At 39.7% G+C, this 15335-nt stretch carries 11 protein-coding genes; 10 read left to right on the top strand and 1 reads right to left on the bottom strand.

Going from position 1 to position 15335, the window contains the following annotated elements:
- Positions 1-3652, bottom strand: a 3652-nt coding sequence (locus tag NXS00_RS26795) for a beta strand repeat-containing protein (RefSeq protein WP_506530941.1), incomplete at its 3' end; no start/stop codon positions are given.
- 316 nt (positions 3653-3968) lie between these two features.
- Between NXS00_RS26795 and NXS00_RS26790 the strand changes: the two genes are divergently transcribed.
- The 10 genes from NXS00_RS26790 (at position 3969) to NXS00_RS26745 (ending at position 15030) form a co-directional block, all read left to right on the top strand.
- Complete coding sequence (locus NXS00_RS26790; RefSeq protein ID WP_258102382.1) at positions 3969-4964, top strand: adenosine kinase; 996 nt, start codon at positions 3969-3971, stop codon at positions 4962-4964.
- A gap of 159 nt (positions 4965-5123) precedes the next feature.
- Complete coding sequence (gene rpmH / locus NXS00_RS26785; RefSeq protein WP_258102381.1) at positions 5124-5279, top strand: 50S ribosomal protein L34; 156 nt, start codon at positions 5124-5126, stop codon at positions 5277-5279.
- A gap of 19 nt (positions 5280-5298) precedes the next feature.
- Entirely contained in the window at positions 5299-5712 is a 414-nt protein-coding gene (gene rnpA / locus NXS00_RS26780; protein WP_258102380.1) for a ribonuclease P protein component, read from the top strand.
- Positions 5709-7361 carry a S41 family peptidase gene (locus NXS00_RS26775; protein ID WP_258102379.1) on the top strand — a complete coding sequence of 551 codons (1653 nt, stop codon included), beginning with the start codon at positions 5709-5711 and terminating at the stop codon, positions 7359-7361. The genes rnpA and NXS00_RS26775 overlap by 4 nt, the downstream gene beginning before the upstream one ends.
- Position 7362: 1 nt before the next feature.
- Positions 7363-8043: a tRNA (adenosine(37)-N6)-threonylcarbamoyltransferase complex dimerization subunit type 1 TsaB gene (tsaB, locus tag NXS00_RS26770; protein ID WP_258102378.1), complete on the top strand. Its 681-nt coding sequence runs from the start codon at positions 7363-7365 to the stop codon at positions 8041-8043.
- A complete protein-coding gene (locus NXS00_RS26765; RefSeq protein WP_258102377.1) occupies positions 8043-8549 on the top strand; it encodes a DUF2480 family protein in 507 nt (168 codons plus the stop codon). Before tsaB ends, NXS00_RS26765 begins: the two co-directional genes overlap by 1 nt.
- A gap of 324 nt (positions 8550-8873) precedes the next feature.
- Entirely contained in the window at positions 8874-11885 is a 3012-nt protein-coding gene (locus tag NXS00_RS26760; RefSeq protein WP_258102376.1) for a TonB-dependent receptor, read from the top strand.
- 19 nt (positions 11886-11904) lie between these two features.
- Entirely contained in the window at positions 11905-12423 is a 519-nt protein-coding gene (locus NXS00_RS26755) for a hypothetical protein (protein WP_258102375.1), read from the top strand.
- 302 nt (positions 12424-12725) lie between these two features.
- Positions 12726-13904, top strand: coding sequence for a pyridoxal phosphate-dependent aminotransferase (locus NXS00_RS26750; RefSeq protein ID WP_258102374.1), 1179 nt, complete (start codon positions 12726-12728; stop codon positions 13902-13904).
- A gap of 13 nt (positions 13905-13917) precedes the next feature.
- On the top strand, positions 13918-15030 hold the full coding sequence (locus NXS00_RS26745; RefSeq protein WP_258102373.1) for an AEC family transporter: 1113 nt from the start codon (positions 13918-13920) through the stop codon (positions 15028-15030).
- Positions 15031-15335 lie beyond the last annotated feature (305 nt).

Genomic DNA, 15335 nt, shown 5'->3' with positions numbered 1-15335 from the left:
CATGCAAGTCAGCACGAATATCAGTAGCCGTATCGAGAACCACCTGATCATAATGCGTACGAATATCGGAAGCCGAATCAACCAACGCACTACGAACAGCAATGATGGAATCAGCGAGAGAAGTTCTGACCACATCAGCAGTATCACTCATGGCATTGTGCAGATCAAGTTCGAGTGAAGCAATATCACCTCTGATATCAGATGCAGTATCAACTAAAGCACCTCTTACGGCGAGTACAGAATCAGCCAGAGCTGAAGCCAAATCAGAGCGAACGTCATTAGCCGAGTCGATGATAGCAGCATGTAAATCCGCACGAATATCAGTAGCCGTATCGAGAACCACCTGATCATAATGCGAACGAATATCGGAAGCCGAATCAACCAACGCACTACGAACAGCAATGATGGAATCAGCGAGAGAAGTTCTTACCACATCAGCAGTATCACTCATGGCATTGTGCAGATCAAGTTCGAGTGAAGCAATATCACTTCTAATGTCACTAGCTGTATCAACTAAAGCACCTCTTACGGCGAGTACAGAATCAGCCAGAGCTGAGGCCAAATCAGAGCGAACGTCATTAGCCGAGTCAATAATGGCAGCATGCAAGTCAGCACGAATATCAGTAGCTGTATCGAGTACCACCTGATCATAATGCGAACGAATATCTGAAGCCGAATCAACCAGCGCACTACGAACAGCAATGATGGAATCAGCGAGTGAAGTTCTTACCACATCAGCGGTATCACTTATTGCGTTGTATAAATCTGTCTCAATGTTTCCTAAGTCAGATCGGATATTGCTTGCGGAATCTATCAATGCATAGTGCAGTGCCGAAGAATCTGCTTTAATCTTATTATAAATAGCTGTTGAATCTTGTGTAAACTTATCGTTCACATAAGTTGTAATAGCCTCTGCAGTTGCTAGATCAGAATTCGCATCAGAAACTGTGAGATCTGTTGAGATGGCGTTTACTTTTTGTCCAGTATCAAAACTTAAGTCTCCTTTGATTGTAACATTAGCTTCAAATCCCGCATTTTCGTTGACTGTCAAATATCCTCTTACAACAGTTGGAAGAGTACTGGCTGACAAATACACATTGTTGGATACATCCAAGCCTCCTGTGTTGGTAAATAAAATTGTTTCTGATCCAGAAACAGTAAAATCACCATTCGTTACATCAATATCATTTCCTTGGACGGCATTGTCCTGAATGATTGCTTGACCATCATTCATGATCCACAAGTCGCCACTGATAAACTGAGCGGTAATACTGCCTGATGTACTTGCACCACCTATTACAAAACCACCTCGATTTGATGAGGTACCATCAATGGCTACAGGAAGTTGTATCGTTCCTCCTGCAGTACCAACGAACATGTTTCCCTGGTTAAGTGTGGCTTGTTGGAAAGCAGATCTTGGTTCGAAAGTAACATTACCATTAGCATCAGTAATAACAACACTGGAAGTATTGGTGGTAATGAAGCTTGGCACATAAAATTCTGTTGGGCCGAAGGAGCCAAAATCAATGACAACTGTAGATTGTTGAGCAACCATCAAGCCTCTCCCATTAGCGGTTTGAGTGCCCAATAATCGATCTGGCAGTAGAGAAACGCGCTCTACCTTGGCATTGGTTACTGCATTTGCTGCAATTTTTTCATTTGTCACCTGAAGATTAGCTATATCCTCTGTGATGATCGTGCTGTTCAAAATTTCATTGGTGGTAATTTCTCCTGTACCGATATCTTCGGATTGAATAGTTTCATCTTCAATTTTTTCAGAAGTAATCGCTTCATCCGCAATGTCTTCAGTTAATATAGTGCCGTTCAGGATGTCAGATGTCTCTACAGCGCCTATGGCTAAATCCTCTGAGAGAATAGTGCTGTTCAATATGTCAGAAGATTCTACCGATCCATCTAATATTTTATTTGTGGTGATGGCATCATTCGCAATGTCATCAGTAATGATGGTTCCGTTCAGAATGTTAGAACTTTCTACTGCTCCAGTTGCTAAATCTTCTGAGATGATGGTGGCATTTTGAATGCTGTTAGATTGAACTGCGCCAGTAGCAATATCTTCGTTGACGATTGTTCCATTGGCAATTTTGGCAGATGTCACTGCAGCATCGTTAATGTCTATGGTCTGAATATCACCGTCTAAGATTTGGGAAGACCTCACTGCTCCATCTTGTATATCGTCTGACTGTATAGCTCCAGCAGCAAGTTTGTCTGAAGTAATAGCATCATTCGCAATGTCCTCAGTAATGATGGTTCCATTCTGAATATTAGAACTTTCAACAGCCCCTGAAGCAAGGTCTTCAGAAATGATGGTTGCATTTTGAATGCTGTTAGATTGGACTGCACCAGTAGCAATATCTTCATTGACTATTGTGGAATTAGCGATTTTGGCAGATGTCACTGCAGCATCGTTGATGTCTATGGTCTGAATATCACCGTCTAAGATTTGGGTAGACCCCACTGCTCCATCTTGTATGTCGCCCGACTGTATAGCTCCAGCAGCAAGTTTGTCTGAAGTAATAGCATCGTTAGCAATGTCTTCTGTAGTGATTGTTCCATCGAGAATATTAGAGCTTTCTACCGCTCCAGTGGCCAGATCTTCTGATATAATGCTTGCATCTTCTATACTATTTGATTGAACAGAGCCAGTGGACAAATCTTCATTAATGATCGTTGCATTAGCGATTTTTGCAGATGTCACTGCTTCATCATTAATATCTATTGTTTGAATTTCACCGTCTATTAGTTGAGTGGAACCAATAGCTCCATCTTGAATGTCGCTGGATTGAATTGTCCCGTCAAGTATTTTGTCTGAAGTAATGGCTCCATTAGCAATGTCACCAGTTTCTATGGAGAGGTCATTAATTTCAAAGTTGATACTTGTGCCAGAGTTGGAGATGTTTAGATCACCCGTTGTTGGCAACCCAATTGCTTTATTATCAGAACTTCCAATGAAAAGCTGCCCGTCTTGTAAAGCTGGAGTTAAAAACAAGTTTTCATCTGCCCAATACAAGGTGCCTGATGCGTCAGTTGTCAATACTTTATTGGTATTGCCTTCAGCATTCAACTTGCTGATCGTAATGGTTTGATCAGCTATATCTGCATTGGAGATTGTTAAGTCTATTATATTGGATGACCCAATGCTGATAGGAAGTTCTACAATATCTCTTACCCGACCATCTGTATCAAGCGTAATAGTGATAACAGTGGCAGCATCACCAAACGCGGTTTCACTGCCTATATCCAATACTTGATCCAGCGCTGCTTTGTCCACTACATTGTCTCGGATCGTTACATTAGGAAATGTACCTTGAAGATCTCCAGCGGCTTGAGTTTCACTAAGTACGCCCAGTCCAGCTTTCCAGCCATTTGGATGCCAATAGTAAAATCGATTTAAATCTCCATCATAAACTATCAAGCCAAGTTCTGCAGTGCCAAGGCTGTTAGCCATAGCTTCTCGCTGAGCAGTGGTTAAGTTAGGAATTAAAAGACCTTGATTGCTGCCAGGGGAGACCAGTTCCAATACCGCATTGGCATTTGGAGTTCGGGTATTTATCCCGACCGAGTTGTCTTGGGCAAATAGAGGTATGTAACACAAGCCGTACCCAATTAGGCACAGTAATACTATCCGTTTCATAAAGCAGGCGGTTGACGTTCTTGTATCTATCTTGTGCTGGTAAGGCGGTGCAGAGGTTGTTCGATCTAGATTGCTATCGCATCTTGGAATAATCCAATTGATGTTTGCTTTGCGGTGATATTAACCTGTTTGTGTCTTAGTAACTTACACTATTGACCAAATTAGAAAGCTTAATTGGATAATGCAAAAAAAATTATATCAATCTGGTGTATTTGCCCATGAATGATGGAATATTCCTAACTAAACAGTCTGTATTGAGTAATTATTCCATAATTTCGTGATCATTTTTCGCTTTCATTTAATCCTTTAATACAAGATGAAATACGATGTATATGCTATTGGAAATGCAGTAGTAGACTATGTTACTGAGACTTCAGACAAGTTTTTGGAAGAACATGATATTGAAAAATCAGTGATGACGCTCGTTGATGAAGATCGACAAATGAGTGTGCTAGCTGATATCGATAGCGGTGTTACGAAAAAAGAAGGTGGGGGATCAGCTGCAAATACCATTGTGGCGGCTAGCATGCTTGGTGGTAAATGTTTCTATTCATGTAAAGTGGCGAATGATGGTGATGGTCATTTCTTTTTAAAAGAATTGACGGATATCGGAATTGATACAAACCTGGAAAAGAAAGAGTTGGAAACAGGAGTAACTGGTAAGGTACTCATCATGGTTACTCCAGATTCTGAAAGAACCATGAATACTTTCTTAGGTATAAGTTCTGAATTTGGAGTGAAGGAATTGGACAAAGAAGCTATTTCTAATTCTAAGTATCTCTTTATTGAAGGTTACCTTGTTGCTTCTGAATCTGGACGGCATGCCATGAAAGAAGCTAAGAAATATGCTGAAGAAAACAATATCAAAGTTAGTTTGACATTTTCCGATCCAAGTATGGTGAAGTATTTCAGAGATGAAATGGAAGATGTTGTTGGTGCTTCTGTTGACCTTTTGTTCTGCAATGAAGAAGAGGCGATGTTGTTTACTCAAACAGACAATATCACTGACGCTAGAGCAGAATTGAAAAAGGTAGCTAAGAAATTCGTAGTTACTCAAGGTAAAAATGGCTCTCTCATTTATGATGGCGATACATTTATCAATATTGAGCCTTACGAAGTGGAAGCTGTTGATAGTAATGGTGCAGGAGACATGTTCTCAGGAGCTTTTCTATATGGAATTACCAATGGCCATACATTTGCTTCTGCAGGAAAATTAGCAAGTAAAGCTTCTTCAGTTGTAGTGTCTAAGTATGGGCCAAGATTGACATTCTCTAAGCTTCAGGAGATTAAAAAAGAAGTATTTGAGGTGTAAACAGGGATAAGAATCAAATTAACTGAATAATTTCTCGATACTTGAGAATAATTAGTTTGGTTAAGATTATTCTTTATATATCTTTGCACTCCGTTTTGAAAAATTCGAGGTTTCTGCACGCAGATTCCGATGACAGATAAATAATTAAAAGGCTTAGTCATGAAGAGAACATTTCAACCTTCAGTAAGAAAAAGAAAAAACAAGCACGGTTTCCGTTCAAGAATGGAGTCTGCTAATGGTCGTGCAGTATTAGCAAGACGTAGAGCTAAAGGCAGAAAGAGACTTACAGTTTCTGACGAAACTCACAAGAAATAATTTCTAAATTGTAGGCCTAATGACTGATTCAGGCCAATCATATCGTTTTCCGAAAGGAGAGAAACTAGTCAGTAAAAAAGACATTGAGGAACTGTTCAAGAGCGGTTCCTCTTTTTATTTGCGTCCGCTATTGGTCAAATTCAAAGCAATTGACGGAGATAAAAATAAGGCCCTGTTTTCTGTATCCAAGAGGAATTTCAAAAGAGCTGTAGATCGCAACTTGCTCAAACGCAGGATGAGAGAGGTCTATCGTCTCAACAAACACCTTCTTTCTGAGTCTAATACCTTTTATCACATCGCGTTTGTCTATGTAGACAAATCTATAGTACCTTATGACCAGATTGAGCCTAAACTAAAAAAGCTCATCAAACGTTTAACAGGTCAAGCATCTGAGAAAGATCGAAGATCAGAACAAAAACAATCAGGCATATGAGTAGAAAATGGAAAATCTGGTCCGCTATCGGGCTGGTGAGTGTAGGTTTATTTGCTTTCAAATCCACTCCAGGTGATCGTACCTTCGAGATCGTAAAGAACCTTGACATTTTCGCTACACTTTATAAAGAGGTCAATTCCTATTATGTAGATGAAATAAACCCATCGCAACTCATGCGTGTTGGTATTGAGTCAATGTTGGAAACGCTAGATCCATATACCAACTATATACCTGAAGATGATATTGAAGACTACCGTACAATGACTACCGGAGAATACGGTGGTATTGGAGCAGTAGTTAATAAGAAGAAAGGTATTAGCACAGTGGTAATGCCTTATAAAGGATACCCTGCTGATAAAGCTGGCTTAAAAGCTGGTGACCAAATTTTAAAAATCAACGGAATTGAGCTGGAGGGTAAATCTTCTGATGAAATCAGCAAGCTGCTAAAGGGGCAGTCAGATTCAGAGATTAAGTTGACCATTAAAAGATTGAATAAAAATGAGCTGTTCGATGTAGCTCTTTCTCGTGAGCGTATTACCATCAAAAATGTGCCGTATTACGGAATGGTTACTGAAGATGTTGGGTATGTGAAGCTAACGGACTTTACAACCGAGGCTGGTGCTGAAGTACGCAAAGCTGTTGTCGAGCTGAAGGAAGATGGTGCGAAGAAAATTATCCTGGACCTTCGCGGCAATCCAGGAGGTTTATTGGAGGAAGCTGTTAATGTTTCCAATGTGTTTGTTGGCAAAGGTCGTGAAGTCGTAACCACGCGGGGCAAACTCAACAACTGGACAAAAACCTACAATACGTTAGATGCAGCTGCAGATGAAGAAATTCCATTGGCAGTTTTAGTTAGCAATGGTAGTGCCTCAGCTTCAGAAATCGTTTCTGGTGTCATGCAAGACTATGACCGTGGAGTATTGGTTGGTCAGCGTTCTTATGGTAAAGGGCTGGTTCAGCAAACAAGACCATTAGCTTATAACTCACAGCTAAAAGTAACTACTGCTAAATATTATATCCCTTCCGGACGATGTATTCAGGCTATAGATTATAGTCACAGAAATCCTGATGGAAGTGTAGGTAAAGTGGCAGATTCGCTGAAGTCAGAATTCAAAACGCAATCAGGTCGTAAGGTGTACGATGGTGGTGGAGTATTACCAGATATAGAAGTAGAGGAGTATGACTATGCGCCTATTACGTTTGCGTTGATGGCGGATGACCTCATTTTCGATTATGCAACGGAGTATTATTATGCACATCCTGAGATTACAAATGCGATGGATTTTGCTTTGACAGATGCAGAGTACAATGCGTTTAAATCTTGGTTGTCTAAGAAAGAGGTTAAATATACTACTCAAGTTGAGCATGATATTGATGGATTAATCAAGTCTGCCAAAAAGGAAAAGTATTACGATGACATTGCTGAACAAATTGAGGCATTGAGAAAAGAAACCCTTCATAATAAGGACATGGATCTAGTGACCTTTAAGCCTGAAATCAAAATGCTCCTTGAAAGAGAAATTGCAGGTAGATATTACTATCAGGCAGGAATGATCGAGTCTATGTTTAGCGAGGATAAAGAGGTAATTGCTGCTGTTGAAGTTTTAAACAACTCACAGCAATACGAATCCATTCTTAAAGGAAATTGAGTTGGCACTAATTCTTAGCTTAGACACTTCTACCAAAGTTTGTTCAGTTGCAGTACATGAAGATGGAGAGCTTATCGGAAGTCAGTCTTATCATCTTCAGAAATCTCACAGTTCTTTATTGCCAGTGATTGTCGAGCAATTAATGGAAAATACCGAATTGACTTTGGGTCAATTGGATGCCATTGCGCTTTCGGCTGGACCCGGATCTTATACAGGTTTAAGAATAGGTACAGCTACTGCCAAAGGATTTGCCTTTACATTGGGTATTCCGATGGTAGCAATTACAAGTTTGGACTCTATGTTTGAACAAGTAGCCCCCATGTTTTCGGATGATACCATTCTTATTCCAATGATCGATGCGCGGAGAATGGAAGTTTTTTGTTTAGCAAAAAAAGCTGATCGTCAAATGGTCTGGGAGCCTCAGCCATTAATAGTGGATGAAAATTCATTCTCAGAGTTTGATGGCCAAAATCTGGTATTCTTTGGGAATGGGTCAGATAAGTTCCAGGAGATATTTCCAAGCGTGAAGTTTATTCCAGACATTCATCCATCAGCAGCTCATATGGGCAAGTTGGCTTTTGACAAGTTTCAAAAAGAACAATTTGAAGACTTGGTTTACTATGAGCCAGATTATTTAAAAGAATACCGAACTAATGTGCCGTCTCAAAAGTTCAAAGTGTAATGGATGAGATTGTAAATAGAGTAGCTAATAGTGCATTAGTGTCTTTAGACTTTGATGAATACATTGATCAGACTAAGCAGGCGTTTTTCGACATTAACGACGGCTTGTTTCAGGGGTTGATTTTACGCGAAAAAGATTTTCGTCAATTCATTAAAGAATACGATTGGTCTCAATTCAAGGGAAAGAATGTAGGAGTATTCTGTTCAGCTGATGCTATCGTTCCTACTTGGGCTTACATGTTAGTTGCTACCAAATTAAATGGAGTGGCGAACAAGATGGTCTTTGGTCAGCAAGAGGAGCTTGAGAAGGAATTAATTAATGAAGCAATTCAGCAAATTCTTAAAAAAGACTTAGTTGATGCTAAAGTAGTCATTAAAGGATGTGGAAATCTTAAGAGTAGAGATTATGCCTTTTTTGAGCTTACCAAAAAACTTACTCCAATAGTTAGTAGCATCATGTATGGCGAGCCATGTAGTACCGTTCCGGTTTACAAACGCCGTAAGTAGTTAAAAATCTTGTAAAATTTCAGGGTTATTTTCTGTAAGTGTTGAAAATATTTCAACAGTACAGCGTTGTGTATTGTCTGAATCCGATTTAACAGAAATAAAATATTGTTTAATAATTTGAATGCAAAATAAAGTATTGTTATAATGTTCTTATGCAGTATTAAATTAAAATAATGGTAAAAAACGGTTAGAGGTTTTAGGTCATTTTTCAAATAATTGTAAACAGCTGGTTCACAATTTGTTAATACTGTAATAATAAAAGGTGGTCATTGACTTAGTGGGGTTTAAGCTCAAACTTTAAACCTTAATCTAACTTAATCGACCATGCAGAAACTCTACTATTTAGTGCTTCTCACTTTATTTTTTATTTGTGGGAATGCATACGCACAATCAAACGTTTCGGGAACTGTTACCGCATCTGATGGAAGCAAGCTTCCAGGGGTAAACGTTCTTATAAAGGGATCATCTCTAGGAACCATCACTGACATGGATGGCAACTTTTCACTTAGTGTTGATCCTGAAGCTGTTCTTGTCTTTTCCTTTGTTGGCTTTAATCGCAAAGAAGTTCCAGTAGCAGGTAAAACTAAAATCGATGTTGAACTTGCAGAAGATGCTACGGAATTAACTGAGCTGGTAGTATTAGGGTCCAGAGGAGCTGGACGTACTAAGATCGAAACCGCAGCTCCGGTTGATGTGATCAATATCAATCAAATGGCATCAAGCATGCCTCAGACAGATTTGTCACAGATGCTTGTTGCTACGGCACCATCTTTCAGTGCGGTAAAATCACAAGGTGGTGACCTTAACTCTCACGTTACTCCTCCTACATTAAGAGGTCTTGCTCCAAACCAGATGTTGGTTTTGATCAATGGCAAAAGAAGACATACATCTGCTTTATTGAATGCCTCTCAAACTGGAACTTATGCCAATGCCGTTGACATGAGCTTTATTCCTTCTTCAGCTGTTGGACGTGTAGAAATCCTTAGAGATGGAGCGGCAGCACAGTATGGATCTGATGCCATTGCCGGTGTAATGAATATTGTATTAAAAGAAACAACTGGTCAACTGACTGGTAACTTGACAGTAGGAGCTTATCCAAATATCGGTACCCCGAAATTCGAGAATAATTATGGTGGACTTACCGCTGGCGAGAAGGCATTGCAAGATGAAGTGCCTCGTGGCATTGATGGCGAGAGCTATACCTTCGATGCAAACTACGGAATTGGCCTGGGTCGCTCTGGATATTTAAATATCACTGGTATGCTCCGTCAGGACAAACCAGCTATTCGACCAACAGTTTTGGATTATGCTAGATACGAAGCTTATGATGGAACTTACCTAACTAATCAAAGAACAGACAAGTATGGAAATCCAATTATCACAAATCCAGAATTACTTATTGCACTAAGCGAAGGAAGTTATAAAGGGTATACACCTGATGAGCTTTCTACCAACTATGGATTAATGCAAGCTAGAGGTCTTACCCAGTATGACTTGGGCTCTTATTTGGGACAGCCTGGTGTTAATCTAGGAGCCATGTCCTTCAATATGGCAGTTCCGTTGGTTGGTGATTTCGAATTCTATGCCAATGGAGATATCGGATTCAAAAACATAGAAGGATTTAGCTGTTACTACAGATCTCCTTCATGGACTAGCAGAGCGAGTGCATTTGGGTTGTATCCGAACGGATTCAGACCTCAGATGATCACTACTCAGGTAAATACTGCTGCAAGTGTTGGAGTTCAAGGTAAAATCGGCGAGTTCAATGTCGATGTTAGCAATACGCTTGGGCGCAATGCCATGGATATCCGAATGGATCACACAATTAACACTACTTACGGTGATCAATCTCCTACCAATATGTATCTGGGTCAGCATTCATTTTTGCAAAACACATCCAATGTTGATGTGTCAAGATTTTTCGCTGATGCTTTGAATGGGCTAAATGTTGGTTTTGGAGTGGAGATGAGAGTGGAAAATTATCAAATCAATAGAGGGCAACCGGAGAGTTGGACCAATAGTGATGCGGGAATTTACACAGCTACATCTACAGATGAATTACTAGTTGGTCCTGATGGTATGCCAATAGAGGATCAAAACTCTAATCCAATTGTAGATGGATCAGGCGACCCATTAGTAGTTCAGCCGTACTTGTCCAAAATCGTTAAGAATTATTCTCAAGGTTGTCAGTGTTTCACAGGATTCAGTCCTAGCAATGAAGCGAATGAATTCAGAACAGTAACTGGAGCATATCTTGATTTGGAGTTGGACGTTACTGACAAATGGTTAGTAGCTGGAGCAACTCGCTTAGAAAGCTATTTGGATTTTGGTAGTGTATTAACAGGAAAAGTAGCTACCAGATATATGTTGTTTGACGGATTTTCTATCAGAGGTTCATATAGTACTGGTTTTAGAGCGCCATCTCTTCAAGAGAAAAACTACTCTCATACATTTACTTATTTCGTAAATACCATTCCTGCTGATGCGACCATCTATCCAGTTGGAAGTGCAGAAGCAAGAGTGCTTGGAATTGGAGAGCTGAAAGAAGAAACTTCAGTAAACATGAGTGCAGGTATTGCGGCAGAGTTGTTCGATGGTTTCAGTTTGTCAGTTGATGCGTATAAAATCACCATCGAAAATAGAATCTTCCAAACTGATCCATTCACAGCATCAGAAGCTCCTGCTCTAGAGCCATTGATTGGTGATGGTGAAGCACAGTTCAGAATCAACGGAGGTACCATTTCTTCTGCCGGTTTAGAAGTAGTTTCAAATTACAAAACTGGATTAGGTACTGGGATGCTTGATTTGACTTTGGCGGCAACTTTCAGAAAAAACAAATTCGAAGAAGCTACAGTACCAGAGTTAAATACAAACCTTTCGGATGATGAAATTGCTGCGAAGTATGTACAGCGAGGAAGTGTTGCTCAGTTTGAAACCGGTACTCCAAGTACTAGAATCATCGGTACGGTGAACTACAAAATTGGCAAATTCAATTTCATGGTTCGCCCAAGTTATTACGGTGAAGTAACGAGCAAAGCAAACAACGAATCAGATTTAGTAGATGTGAGTTCAAGCTACGATATCATCACAGGTCTTCCAGAAGGAACAGGTGAAGTAGGGTATGCGGATCAGACTTACAGCCCAGAGTTGATTTTTGATTTAGGCATTACATATGACATTTCTTCTAATCTGAGATTGACTGTTGGAGGAAACAACGTATTCAACAATCTGCCAGATATTCAGAGATATGAATTGCGTGACTTTGGTATCTATTCCAACTATCAGCAAGGTTCAGGTGGAGCATATTATTTCTCCAGACTTAGCTTCTCATTTTAATCACCATTGATCGATAGACATGAAAATATTTAATAGAATAACCGTACTTATTATTTTGACATATTCATCTCTGGCATTTTATTCCTGTGAGCAGGAAAGATTGGAGGACGCACTGGAGATTGCCGATGGGGCTGGTACATTGACATCATATATGGCTTACCAATTGGATTCGGTAGCCGGAACAAGTGATGTTTATGGAAGAGCTGTTTTCTGGAAAGGACTCGAGGGATATACCTACCTACAGATTTCACTTAATAATGTTCCGTCTGATGCTGTTTATCCATCAGCTGTTTACGCGGGCAGTACCACTGCAAGCGGTTCAGAATTAATGGAACTTTACACAATAGAAAATACAGGTGAGGGGTATGATTTTGGAGAGTTCTCTACTTCCAAATATTATGTGATCACTACTGATGGGTTTTATGATGGTTTGCAGACTTATGATGCCAATATCAAAGTCATGGCAGGATCGTCAGACAATACCATTATAGCATTAGGAGACATTGGAATCAATGCTGATCCAGTTGAAACCAATTAAGTTGTAATAGAGTCTCCTCTTCTCTAACCTAACTTAATGTTTTGCAGTCTCAGGCTTTGCCTGGGACTGTTACATACTTTGTCCTTAAAAATATTGTCAATAATGGTACTGTGATGTCAATTTTCGCGATGAAAATTTCGTTATTGACAGTTTTAAAAAAGTAAGCTTTTTGACGTTCTGTCAATCAGTAATCGACTCTATTGTGAATATTATATTAATACCAGCACCTAATTAGATTAAGCTTATTTCTTGGTAAATTTAGAGTGCGACAAACGTGTTTTTTTAGATAAACCCATTTTCTCATGAACTCTTCTTCTTTCAACAGACGTAATTGGTTAAAACAAACTGGTCTTGGTGCCGGTGCATTAATGTTCGGTGCGCAAGTTGTTCCTTGGACATCAAAAGCGAATCCAGCTTTCGGAATGACTCCACTTTATCAACCAAGCCTTATCGAAACACATAAGGTTATTGAAAGAGACTTAATTGAATTGAAAGCTAGACTTCTGGCAAATGAAAATCCATATGGTCCTTCGCCTAAAGCCATCGAAGCTTTGAAAGAAGCAGCAATTAAAGGAAATCGTTACGTTTACAATAGTAGCAAAGAGTTTGCAGAGACATTAGCTGAAAAAGAAGGTGTCACTGGAAAGCAAATCTTAATATCTCCAGGTTCTACAGATATTCTGGAAAAATTCGCTTTCGCTACATGCTTGAAAGGTGGAAATGTGATTTCTGCTGACCCAGGGTACATGTCTATTGTGAATACAGCAAGAGCAATTGGTGCTACGTGGAAGAATATTCCTTTGAAAGATGACTATAGCCATGACTTGAAGGCTATGGAAAAGGCAGTAGATAGTGAAACACGTTTCGTATATATCTGTAATCCAAATAACCCTACTGGAACAATTACTCCTATAGAGGAGATTAAGGCTTTCGCTAAGAAGGTATCCAAAAAAGTACCTGTTTTCATTGATGAAGCATACATCGAGTTAATGGATGGTGGTGAGTCTGCAGTGGGTTTGGTTCAGGAAGGATACGATGTGGTAATATGTCGTACATATTCTAAGATCCATGGAATGGCTGGATTAAGAATAGGCTACATGGTAGCATCTGAAGAGCGCGTTGATAAAATCCAGGAACTTGTAAGAACCGAGATGGGAATCAGCGTTACTTCGCTTCATGCAGCTATTGCTAGTACCAAGGATCTTGAGTTCCAGGAGAAAACCAAGACTTTAAATGCTGAAGCTAGAAACTATGTCTTTAATTCATTGCAGGATCTAGGCTATAAGCCAATTCCTTCGCACACGTCATTTATACTATACCCGATCAATATTCCTACTAAAGACTTTGCAGAAAAGATGTTGAGCATGGGAGTGGGTATTAGAGTGTTCACCATTAATGACAAGCCATACAGTAGAGTAAGTATGGGTACCATGGGCGAAGTGAAACTATTCGTCGATAGTTTAGATCAAATAACAGGATAAATTTTATTAACATATGAGTGAGGGGTTAATTAGAACCTTTTCCTTTTTAGCGCTTATTGTCATTGGGCTACTTCTTAAGAGCAAAGTGCCTTCCAATCAGCGCAGTGGCATTAAGCAAATCATATTAAGCCTGGCATTACCTGCAGTGATTTTTATATCGCTACAGAAAGTAGAGTTCAGTTTGGGAATGATATTATTTCCAGTACTGGCTTTGATGCTCAATGTGCTAATGTTTACAGTGTCAGGTTGGCTGACACGGGCCATAGGTGTCAATCCTCAGAGTCCTGTTGGGCGTACAGCACAGTTGTTGATCCCGTCCTTGGCGCCTGGTCTATCATGTTTTCCTTTCATATTAGAATTCTTGGGAGAAGAGGCATTGGCCAATGCTGCATTTGCAGATGTGGGGAATAAGTTGTTCGTTTTGGTAATTCTTTATGCCGTAGCAATGCGATGGTATTATCAATTGAATAATATTGAAGGCGAAAGCTCCGCATCCAAGTTGAAAAAGTTTGGGCTCATTATGATTAAGGAGCCTGTAAACTTGGCGATCATAGCGGCACTTACTTTAGTTGGGTTTGGTGTTAACTACAGTATCTTCCCAGAATTCCTGCAATTAAGTATAGATAAGCTCGGAATGATCATGACACCTTTGATCATGATATTCATAGGGTTGTCAGTTAAACTCACATGGGGGCATGCTAGATTAATATTTGGTCTTTTAGCTTGGCGTTCAGCAATAGCCTTTCTGCTAAGTGGCCTTGTAATTATACTTTTCAAAATAGCAGACCCAGCGCTCATTATGTTAGCTATTCTCTTTCCGCAGAGTAGTGCTAGTTTTTGGCCGTACTTGCATATTGAGTCAGTTTCCGTATTAGAGTCTAATGTGGAGGGAGATCATAAAACCTTCGAACCCACTTTTGCACTGAACTTTCTAGCTATGTCTTTACCATTCTCCACGATAATGATTTTGGCATTAGCAACGTTCAAGGAGCAAGTAGCTAGTGCTACAGTTTCATTCTCAGCAGGAGGTATTTTAATCGGTTTTCTCCTAATTGGATCGCTAGTCACCTCTCTCAAAGGTGCTAATTCAATAAAAGATTTGGTTAAGTCCGACTCAACCTCCTGATAATCATTGTAATAAGAAACCCATTTAAATATTTCCAAATTTTCTTTGTTAGGAAGTTAGGAATTGGGGAAAATGTTGACTTATCTTTGCGTCCCGTTTGAGAGGAACGGGCATGCAAAGAGGCGGTACTGAGGGAGTTTTTTGGATGTTTGGTTAGCGATAATCAGGCGTCAGGAATATGAATCAGGAAGCCAGATTGAAATACTGAAAGGAGAGAAAAAAAAGATTTGATTTTTTCTTTTTAATTAAAATCTCTTCTCTATCTTTGCGTCCCGTTTGAGAGAAACGGCGCTGAGAATTGAGAG

It is taken from the genome of Marinoscillum pacificum (assembly GCF_024714495.1).
GTDB lineage: Bacteria > Bacteroidota > Bacteroidia > Cytophagales > Cyclobacteriaceae > Marinoscillum > Marinoscillum pacificum.
Note: the sequence above shows the minus strand (reverse complement) of the source record. Positions and strands in the feature narration are given on the sequence as shown.

Excerpts from the sequence above, each read along its gene's own strand:
- NXS00_RS26755 (WP_258102375.1), top strand. The coding sequence starts at position 11,905 with ATGAAAATATTTAATAGAATAACCGTACTTATTATTTTGACATATTCA.
- NXS00_RS26790 (WP_258102382.1), top strand. The coding sequence starts at position 3,969 with ATGAAATACGATGTATATGCTATTGGAAATGCAGTAGTAGACTATGTT.
- rnpA (WP_258102380.1), top strand. The coding sequence starts at position 5,299 with ATGACTGATTCAGGCCAATCATATCGTTTTCCGAAAGGAGAGAAACTA.
- NXS00_RS26750 (WP_258102374.1), top strand. The coding sequence starts at position 12,726 with ATGAACTCTTCTTCTTTCAACAGACGTAATTGGTTAAAACAAACTGGT.
- NXS00_RS26745 (WP_258102373.1), top strand. The coding sequence starts at position 13,918 with ATGAGTGAGGGGTTAATTAGAACCTTTTCCTTTTTAGCGCTTATTGTC.
- NXS00_RS26760 (WP_258102376.1), top strand. The coding sequence starts at position 8,874 with ATGCAGAAACTCTACTATTTAGTGCTTCTCACTTTATTTTTTATTTGT.
- NXS00_RS26775 (WP_258102379.1), top strand. The coding sequence starts at position 5,709 with ATGAGTAGAAAATGGAAAATCTGGTCCGCTATCGGGCTGGTGAGTGTA.
- rpmH (WP_258102381.1), top strand. The coding sequence starts at position 5,124 with ATGAAGAGAACATTTCAACCTTCAGTAAGAAAAAGAAAAAACAAGCAC.
- NXS00_RS26765 (WP_258102377.1), top strand. The coding sequence starts at position 8,043 with ATGGATGAGATTGTAAATAGAGTAGCTAATAGTGCATTAGTGTCTTTA.